At 70.8% G+C, this 8,971-nt stretch carries 9 protein-coding genes and 1 pseudogene; 7 read left to right on the top strand and 3 right to left on the bottom strand.

What is annotated here, in order from left to right; translation table 11 throughout:
• Positions 1–112 precede the first annotated feature (112 nt).
• From ACZ3UD_RS31095 to ACZ3UD_RS31075, 5 genes are all read left to right on the top strand, one after another.
• Entirely contained in the window at positions 113–295 is a 183-nt protein-coding gene (locus ACZ3UD_RS31095) for a hypothetical protein (protein WP_465595101.1), read from the top strand.
• A 534-nt stretch (positions 296–829) separates the two neighbouring features.
• Positions 830–1,033: a hypothetical protein gene (locus tag ACZ3UD_RS31090; protein WP_465595098.1), complete on the top strand. Its 204-nt coding sequence runs from the start codon at positions 830–832 to the stop codon at positions 1,031–1,033.
• Positions 1,034–1,137: 104 nt separating this feature from the next.
• Complete coding sequence (locus ACZ3UD_RS31085; RefSeq protein ID WP_465595095.1) at positions 1,138–1,647, top strand: hypothetical protein; 510 nt, start codon at positions 1,138–1,140, stop codon at positions 1,645–1,647.
• Positions 1,648–2,003: 356 nt separating this feature from the next.
• Complete coding sequence (locus ACZ3UD_RS31080; RefSeq protein ID WP_465595092.1) at positions 2,004–2,456, top strand: DUF5959 family protein; 453 nt, start codon at positions 2,004–2,006, stop codon at positions 2,454–2,456.
• A 320-nt stretch (positions 2,457–2,776) separates the two neighbouring features.
• Positions 2,777–3,757, top strand: coding sequence for an alpha/beta fold hydrolase (locus ACZ3UD_RS31075; RefSeq protein WP_465595089.1), 981 nt, complete (start codon positions 2,777–2,779; stop codon positions 3,755–3,757).
• 78 nt (positions 3,758–3,835) lie between these two features.
• On the opposite strand, the gene ACZ3UD_RS31070 is transcribed toward ACZ3UD_RS31075, so the two are convergent.
• A complete protein-coding gene (locus tag ACZ3UD_RS31070) occupies positions 3,836–4,399 on the bottom strand; it encodes a hypothetical protein (protein ID WP_465595086.1) in 564 nt (187 codons plus the stop codon).
• Positions 4,400–4,552: 153 nt separating this feature from the next.
• Here ACZ3UD_RS31070 and ACZ3UD_RS31065 point away from each other — a divergent pair, with 153 nt between their 5' ends.
• Positions 4,553–5,488 carry an LAETG motif-containing sortase-dependent surface protein gene (locus ACZ3UD_RS31065; RefSeq protein ID WP_465595083.1) on the top strand — a complete coding sequence of 312 codons (936 nt, stop codon included), beginning with the start codon at positions 4,553–4,555 and terminating at the stop codon, positions 5,486–5,488.
• Between the two features lie 63 nt (positions 5,489–5,551).
• On the opposite strand, the pseudogene ACZ3UD_RS31060 reads toward ACZ3UD_RS31065, so the two are convergent.
• Positions 5,552–5,770: pseudogene (locus tag ACZ3UD_RS31060) on the bottom strand (helix-turn-helix domain-containing protein); the annotation flags it as partial.
• A 369-nt stretch (positions 5,771–6,139) separates the two neighbouring features.
• Entirely contained in the window at positions 6,140–6,757 is a 618-nt protein-coding gene (locus tag ACZ3UD_RS31055; RefSeq protein WP_465595079.1) for a hypothetical protein, read from the bottom strand.
• A 677-nt stretch (positions 6,758–7,434) separates the two neighbouring features.
• Between ACZ3UD_RS31055 and ACZ3UD_RS31050 the strand changes: the two genes are divergently transcribed.
• Positions 7,435–8,967: a hypothetical protein gene (locus ACZ3UD_RS31050; protein WP_465595076.1), complete on the top strand. Its 1,533-nt coding sequence runs from the start codon at positions 7,435–7,437 to the stop codon at positions 8,965–8,967.
• Positions 8,968–8,971 lie beyond the last annotated feature (4 nt).

The following is an 8,971-nucleotide window of genomic DNA, read 5'->3' as shown; positions in this document are numbered from 1 at the left end:
ACGCGGGTCTACTCGGTGACTTCTCGATCAATCACCCGGAAGGTACGCCCTCCACGCGCCCCCAGGAGCTGATCCACAAGTCCTGAGCATTGCTCACTACAAACCCGACCTGGTGACACGGGAGACCGGCGAGCAGGTCACACTGCTGCTCAAACGCCGCGACGCCTCCGGGCCGGAAATCGGTTGCGAGGACGGTGGCATCGCCCAGCTCAAAGCCGTCCTGCACCAGCCACTCGGCACCCGGTCCCTGACCGACGCCGTCACCGGCAAACCCGTCCCGCACACCCACGCCTGACAACAGCCGGCCACGAGCCGACCGCCCTGGGCATCACCGCCCCGGGTCCTGCCCAGCCCGTAGTGGCCCAACGGCTCCCGGCGCCGCCCGGTGTCTGGTGAAGCCGGTCAGCCTGGGCGCAGCGGGCGGCATCAAGGTGTCGCCTGAACGCGGCTCGCGGCCGTGTGCCTTCTCAAGGGTCGGGCCACCGCTGTCCTCCCTCCTCCTGCCTCCTCCTGCCGGACCGGTCGGCCGCCGCCAGCGTGCGACGGCCCCACCGCCAGCGTGACCCGCCGCCAGGCGGTGGCGCACCCGGTGCTGGGCCGGCCGGATACCTGCTCCAGCCCGAGGGCCGCCGCGCCCACCCCCACCCGAGCCGGCCCGGTGCTGGTGGTCACCGCCGGGCCCAGGTCGGGCATGCGGGCTCGTGCCAGGTGGCACGCCCTGAACCGCCAGGCCCCCGTCCGGGCCGTTCGACGCGCGGCAAGGCCATGACGGGCAAGGCGGACCTCCGGCCCGATCACTCCGCGGCCAGCCGCTGACCGAGCTGGCGGATTGGAGGCCGTCGCCACCGTCCTGACCTTCCACCACGGCCTCATCCCCCCGCCCATCGGCTGCCGCACTCGCGACGACGACACCCCCCTCGACATCGTCACCGGCACGCTCCGACCCCTGCCCGACGGCGACGTGGCGTTGAGCAACTCCTACGGGCTCGGTGGCGGCCACAACGCCGTCCTCGCCTTCCGACGCACCGCCTGACCCGCTCGGACGCCTACGCACCGCCTGACCCGCTCGGACGCCTACGCATGGCCTGCCGCGCGCCGCAGACACCTCAACCGCCCGGACGTTATGGAATGCCGCCCGTGACCGACCACAGCGCACCCGACGCACAGACCTTCTCCCAGATCCTGCGGCTCCTTCACGCCGCCGACCCCGTCATCCCGGCCCGTACCTACGATGCCGCGACCGACCAGCACGCCCTGCGCACGGCCAGCCTCGCGGCCGCCGCCTATGGCGCCCTGGCCAGCGAGGCCACACTGGCGGAGATCCAGCTGCTGAACAGCGGCGCGGACCTGGACGAAATCACCGCCAGCCGCGCGACCATACTGCCCGCGATGACCGCCAACCTGCCCACCATCTGGTACTGGCAGGTCTCCCAACTCGCCGGACAGCTGCGCTACCTCCGCGATGCCACCGAGGGCCAAAACCAGCTGATCAACGCCGCCAGCGACACGGCCCGCGCCCTCATGCTGATTCTCCAGGCCGACCTCGACCAGGACTACCAGCCAGCGACGGCAGCAAGCGCCCTCACCGAGGCCAACGAGATGCTCGCCCGCGCCCGCACCCAGATCACCAACCCGGACCGCGGATAGACGCCTCCGCCCCCGCGCGTGGCCCACGGCCTGACACTCAGGCGGGCCAGCGGGCGCGGCCCGTCTGGGCGGACTTAATGGCCCGGGCGGGACGTTCTAACCGGCCGCCGACCTGCAACCGGCGCCCGGAACCCGCCCCGGACCGACCCGTCCGGGGCGGCCGGACTCACCGCCCCAGGCCGCGCAGCAAGCCGCCGTGGACGCCGAAGACGTCAAGTTGGGGCAGAGGCCCGGGTGGTTCCGGTCGAATAGGACGGTAGCGCTGGGGCTGGCTGCGCCGGTCGTCCGGTGGCAGGAGAGGATGTGAAGCAAGCCTGCCGAGGAGAGCGAGCGACGAGATGACCGGCCCTGCCCCGGTGGACCTGATCCACCTTGCCGACGCGGACGGGAACCGTTGCATCGTGAGGGTCACCGGGCGCTTCCAACCTGGCGATCCGATATTCCACGACATCCTGCGCGCGGATGTGCTCGTCTCTGCGAGCTTCGTCGACGCCCGACTGGATGTCTTCCTCTCCCAGCACGACCTGGATGCATGGCAGCAGGACCTGGCCGCCCTCGCTCCAGGGCGGGACGTCAGCATCGGCGGCGACCGCGGGCTGACCCTCGGGTTCCACCTGCACGAGGACGGCTGGCTCTCGATCACGGTCGACGATCCGAACCGCCTCATCACCATGATCGGGGCCCATCCGGAGGAGAACTGGATCAACGACCACCACGAACGCCTGGCACAGGTCCGGCGGACGTGGCCCGGCGAAGTCGTCGAGACGGCCCCGGGCGTCTACCAGTTGAGCACGGGCCGCGAGTCCTGAGTCACTCCGAGGCGACCTCCGGGACAACCTCAGGAGCAACCTCCGAGGCAACTGTGCCTTTGCTTCGCAGCTGGACACTTGCAGGCCAACTGGTCAATCTTTCCCGGCTTGTCGGCCAGCCCTTCCGAGCTTGGCGGTCTCCAGCCACTGTCCCTCCGTGACGCCGGCAGCAGGCCTGTGGATGCTCACGGCCGGCTTTGCCGGAACGGCAAACTGTCTCGTCCTTTCGCGGGTTCTCCCGCAAGATCGGCTTGGAGCAGGTGGGGCGGCAAGACGAGGCCGCTCCCGACGCACACCGGACCAACAGCACGGGAGGACGCATGCCACCGCACGACGCAGCGCTCACGCACCGACTGATCTCCTCGCCAGGGCACCGGATTCATCTGGTGGAGCAGGGCACCGGGCCGCTGGTGCTGCTGGTGCACGGCTTCCCCGAGTCCTGGTACTCCTGGCGTCACCAACTCCCGGCCCTCGCCGCGGCGGGCTACCGCGCGGTCGCCCTCGACGTGCGCGGCTATGGCCGCTCCTCCAAACCCGCGGTCCCAGCCTCCTACCGCATGCTCGACTTGGTCGAGGACAACGTCGCGGTGGTGCGCGCCCTGGGTGAGGAGTCGGCGGTGGTCGTCGGCCACGACTGGGGCGCGACGATCGCCGCCAACTGCGTTCTGCTCCACCCGCAGGTGTTCCGCGCAGTGGGACTGCTCAGTGTCCCCTACACGCCGCGAGGCGGGCCGCGGCCCAGCGAGATCTTCGCCCGGCTGGGCGGAGACGAGGAGTTCTACGTCTCCTACTTCCAACAGCCCGGCCGAGCCGAGGCCGAGATCGAACCCGATGTCCGCGGCTGGCTCGCGGGCTTCTACGCCGCCCTGTCGGCCGACACCATGCCCGCACCCGGCGCTCCCGACCCGCACTTCATCGCCGAAGGCGGCACGCTGCGTGAGCGCTTCCCGTCCGGTCCACTGCCCGCGTGGCTCAGCGAGAGCGACCTCGACGTCTACGCCGGGGAGTTCGAACGGACCGGTATGACCGGGGCGCTGAACCGCTACCGGAACATGGACCGGGACTGGGAGGACCTCGCCGCCTTCGACGGTGCCCCCATCACCCTGCCGTCCCTGTTCATCGGCGGCACCCGGGACGCCTCCACCACGTGGCTGGCCGACGCGATCAACGCTTACCCCACCACACTGCCCGGGCTGACCTCCTCCCACCTCCTCGACGGCTGCGGCCACTGGATCCAGCAGGAACGCCCCGCTGAGGTCAACCAGCTCCTGACCGAATGGCTTGCCACACTGCCCTTCTGACCCACCCACTTGCCCCTTCCGGTGTGACTCCGACCCTCCCTCACCGGTTCGACGCCGCGCGTACACCCTGGCCAACTGTCATGAAAACTCTGGCCGTCCACGGCGAACAGTCACAACGAGGCCGACGGCGTCGATCTCCAGAACGGCGGCCGGGATGCGGACGTGGTGCAGGGCCTGGCGGACGAGCAGGGCGGTGTCGCAGGCGAGCGGGCGGTCGGGGGCGTTGGAGTCGACGAGGAAGGTGCCCTCGACCAGGACGGCCCAGCCGTTCACGCGGCCGGCTCCGTGCTCGATCCAGCCGAGCGCGCGGCCGTCCTTGCGGACGTAGAACAGGCCGGGGGCCCGGCTCCAGCCGACCAAGTCCCAGCCGGAACCGAGGAGTGTTCCGGCGTTGCGGATCAGGTCGTAGCGGCCCAGGCCGCGCAGGTACGGCTCCGGCGGCGGGCGCAGCGGGTCGTCGTCCTGCTGGCGGGGGGGGAGCACGACCGGCGGGGCCGGTTCAGCGGCGGCCGGCCCCGCCGGGACGGGCTGCTCCTGGTCCTCGCCGGCGTCTGCGGTTTCGCCCCGCGAGGCGGAACCGTCGTCCTGGTCGTCGTCGGCCTGGCTGGCGTCGTCGCCCCACAGGTCGATCCGCTCCAACATCCTCCGGGTGACGCCCTGGGGGCCGGGGCTGCCGGGCCATCGGGTACGGTCACGGTTTCACGTCCGCTCAGTTCCGGTGACGGTCCGTCCGGATCGCCACCGGGGGACGGTGAGTCCCACCCGAACCGTGTACAACCCCTAGGGAGCTTCCTCGTGCACCAACTCCTGCGCCGGAGCCTTCCGGCCCTCGCCGCCCTCGGCATAGCCGTCGGCGCTCCGCTGCTCACCGCCGGCACCGCCCAGGCCCAGGCCCAGCACGGGTGCGGCACCGTCGGCGTCCAGTTCTCCGTCGACGGCGGCAAGGGCTGGATCTCCGACGGCCGGATGTCCCAGCCGCACGGCGTCATCCAGGTCCGCCTGGTCGGCGACGTCGTGGACGGCTGCGACTACCGGGTCTCGCTGGCCTCCTACGACACCGAGGGGCCGACCTGGGCCACCTCGGGCAAGCAGACCTTCCTCGGCTGGGCGACCACGACGCTGCGCAGCGGGAACCGCCAGGCGACCCTGGACGTCTCCGCCCACCTGCCGAAGTGCTACGGCCAGATCGACCTGTACAACGGCGACAAGAAGTTCGACGGCGTCGCCAACCCCGCGCCGAGGTACCCGGACGGTGTCTTCCCGGACAACCTGATCTCGGCCTGGAACGGCGGCAAGGCCTGCGTGCCGACCCCGACCGGCACGCCGACCGTCCCGGTGCCGACCTCCTCGGCGTCGCCCACGGCCACCGCGACCCCGCACCCGACCGGGACGCCCACCGCCACGACGACGCCCTCGGCCACCGCCACCGCGACGGCCACCGCCTCGCCCTCCACCACCGCCAAGCCGTCGGCGCCGGCCACCACCGGGACGCCGTCCAGCGGCACCCCGTCGACCGCCCCGGCCGTGCCGGCGCCGTCCGCCCCGGCGGACACGACCGGCCCGGTCGGCAAGCCGACCGCCAATCCGGTCTCGACCACGCCGGCCAGCACCCTGGCCAGCACGGGTGGCAACAGCAGCCAGATGATCGTCTACGGCGCTGGTGGGGCCGCGCTGCTCGCCGTCGGCGGGGGCGCGCTGGTGATCGCCCGCCGTCGGGGCGCCCGCCGCTGACGCGGCACCACTGAGGTACCCAGGACGCCCGCGGTCCCCGGACCGCGGGCGTCCGCCGTCCGTTCACCCCCGGACGGTCCGCAACCGGCGCCGGTACTCCGTCGGCGTCATGCCGAGCTGGCGGCGGAACACCCGCACGAGCGTGTCGGTGGTCCCGAACCCGCAGGTGGACGCGATGCGTTCGAGCGTCTCGTCGGTGCTCTCCAGCCGGTAGCGGGCCCGTTCGACGCGGGCCGACTCGACGTAGGCGCTCGGGGCGTGGATCTCCGACACCAAGACCCGCCGGGCCAAACTCAGCGAGGACCAGCTGGCCGCGCTCGCCGCGCTCGGCCTCCACTGGCGCTGATCGCAGAGCCACGACGGAACGGCTCTCGGCGTGCCGCGAACTTCGCGGCACGCCGGGCAGGTGGCATCGTCGTACGGTCCGGCTTCGTCTATCGGTGCCTGTTCCCGTCGTGGATCATGCGGCGCAGGCTCGTGCGGGCGGCGGCTGGGTCGGTCTTGTGCGAGAGGGGCGCCGAGTGGGTCCGGCGGGTGGGCTCACCGAGCGCGCCCAGCGGCACAGGGTACGCAGGGCGGTGAGGCAGTCCGCTGCCCGGCGCTGCGGGTCGGTGTCGGTGCTGGCCCAGGTGATCCGGGCGTCCGGTCGTATCAGAACAGCGGTGACGTCCCGCCAGATCGGATCCGCCGCCACTGCTGCCAGCCCTCCCAAGTGGTGCGGTCCGGCGGCGGCCCCACCCGCAGGAACGGGACGATCGGGCTCTCACCCGTTGCTGGCCGGTCCGTCACCGGGCTCCTCCTGGTCATCGTCCTCGGGCAGGAGGAACACGTTGCGTTCACGGAAGCTGGCCCCAGCGGGGGCGGGGGCTTGGGGGCGGCGGAGACGGCAGCCTCACGTCCGCGGCGGCGCTCGGCGTCGAGGCTGTCGCGGGACTGCCGGGCCCGCAGCGGCCACTGCAGCACAGCCCCGCCGTCCGAAGTCGCCGGTGCTGGGGTGTCGGGAACCACCGCTGGCTTCTCCGGCGTCGGGGCCGGCCGGTCGGCCGCTGCGGCCTCGGCCTGCAGGACTTCGCGGGCGTGCTCGGTGCGTTGGGACTTCTTCATCCGGGTCGGCCACCGGCTCACCGGGATCTTGGAACCGATCAGTTCCAGGAGGACCGGCAGCAGCTCGGCGTCGGTCTTCGGTTTCATCCCGCAGGCGGCTGCCTTCTTGAGGAGGTCGCGGACCCGCGCGTCCGCGAAGGCCGGCATCTGCCCGACCGAGGGCATGCCCGTCCAGGCCAGGTCGTGCCAGGCGTGGGTGATCGGGTCCTGAAAGGACGCCCCCCTGGCTCGAGGCTGTCTCGTAACTCGGCTGGCGGCAGGTGCCAGCCGGTCGGCGGCGGTGCGGGATGATCGTGCCGGTGCCGCGGTAGGCGCCGCCGGCCAGCGCGATCGCGTCGCCGCAGGCGGTGGCTGGTCCCCCAGATGATCGACGCGATCGCGCGGGAGTTTCCAGGCCGACTTCGGTTTCAGCCGCCGGGGGCTCTGTTCGGGCCAGTTATGCAGAATCGTGGTTCCTGGACCGCCCGCCGGGACGATTCTGTTGGTGCTACCCCAAGTAGCAGCACGGACCTGGGAGATGACACGCCCGGTCGAGATGCCGCTTGAAGAGTTCGTACAGGCGGAAGGGGCAGCAATGCGGCGGTGAATTCATGAGCGTCTGCTGAGGTGCCGACGGGAGCCGGTGTCGAACCCTTATGGCACCTGCACCGGCTCCGAAGAGCCGCGACGACTGACGAACGAGCCGTACCGACGGTCACCGGCGGCGTACGCCTACCGCTGACTCTGTCGGCTGCCCGCTTGAACCGCTGCCACCGCACTGACCCAGCACCTGCCAGCACCGAGCCTCAACTGCGCGTCTTCTGCCCGCATCGCGTGAAACGCCGACGTAGGGAGTCCTGACCGTGCCGTCCTTGCTGAACTACGCCATCCTCACCGACCCGACCTCGCTCCAAGCGTCGCAGCCCGGGGCACCGTCCATGGGAACGGTGTACGTGATCGTCTCCAACACCCACCAGTCCGAGGTGCGGTGGGATTTCATCGATGTGGAGATACCGGTCGGCAGCGGCCCCAACGACCTGACGGGCAACCCCACCGCGATCAGCGCGAGCATCGAGAAGGACTACAAGGTCAACCGGGAGCCGGAGCCGACCTTCGACTGGGACAGTACCCTCGGCCGCTTCAGGGCCCATGACCCCTCCGGGGGCAGGCTGACCCTGCCTGAGGAGGAGTCGCTGGTCCTGCGACTGGAGAACATACCGGTTTCCGACATGGCGGGGCTGGTCCGCCTGAAGATCTACGAGCGCTCCGGCGGCGGCGACAGCAACCTCCCCATTCGGCGGGCGAACTTCATCACCACTCTCGGGCTGGTGAAGCAGGCTCCGAAGATCCCACGCAACTTCCGCCCGGAGAAGAACTCCCTGGTGGACGTGGACGCGAGCCAGAACGTCGTGCTGACGTGGGAGGGGCCGGACAACCTCGACTACTGGATCCGCGATCCGCAGGGGAACGAGGTACTCGTCCAGTCGGCGGCCCAGGGGCCGCAGGTGACCCAGCAGCCCTACACCTGGTCACCCCCCTCCGCGCCAAGGCGAGGCACCACCTACACCCTCATCGCCGGAACGACCACCACCGCGCAGCAACACCACGGGTACTTCCTCACCACCACGGTCCACGCACTCGTCCCCGAGTTCGACAGCGGGACGCGCACTCCGTGGGTCGAGCAGGCGCCGAGCAAGAGCCGTGCCACCTTCTCCGCAGCCGGGATGGAGATCCACAACGGGGCCGGCGCCCTGGGAACCGTCTCGGCCGACAGGGTCGACGTGGACCGCGTGGACACCAAGTCAGTGCACGGCCGCAACCCCAGCGACGGCTGGATCGACTTCCCGCAAGGCGGAGTGCACGTGCACAAGGAGGGCAAGCAGGACCGGGGGACCGTCTGGGCCGACAGGGCTGACGTGAACGGTGTGAAGACCGCATGGGTGCAGGGGCCGAGCGACAGCGACGGGTGGATCGAGTTCCCGCAGTCCGGGCTGAACGTGTTCCACGGCCAGGGAAAGGCCTGGGGAACCGTCTGGGCCGACAGGGCCGACCTGAACAGCGTGACCACACACTGGACAGAGGGACCGGACGGGAAGAAGAGCCGCATCACCTTCACCGAAACGGGCGTGAAGATCACCGACCCCGAGAAGAAGAGGGGCACGGTGGTCGCCGGCGAGACCAACGTTCGAAGCGTGGTCACCCCCTGGGTGTCGGGGCCCCAGGCTGGAGCGGGATGGATCTCCTTCCCGAACGAAGGGGTGGACGTGCACCGGGATGGAGAGGTTTCCTTCGGAAGGATTCGATACGCCTCGTACAATGAATCGCAGACGGTGAATGAACGCCCCGTGCACCGCAGGCTGCCCCCTTACGAGTGGCCGCCGCGGTCCGGGAACTAGGGCG

The sequence above is a fragment of the Kitasatospora sp. NPDC023118 genome (genome assembly GCF_055560875.1).
The sequence above is the reverse complement of the archived record's forward strand: the minus strand, read 5'-3'. Positions and strand labels throughout refer to the sequence as shown.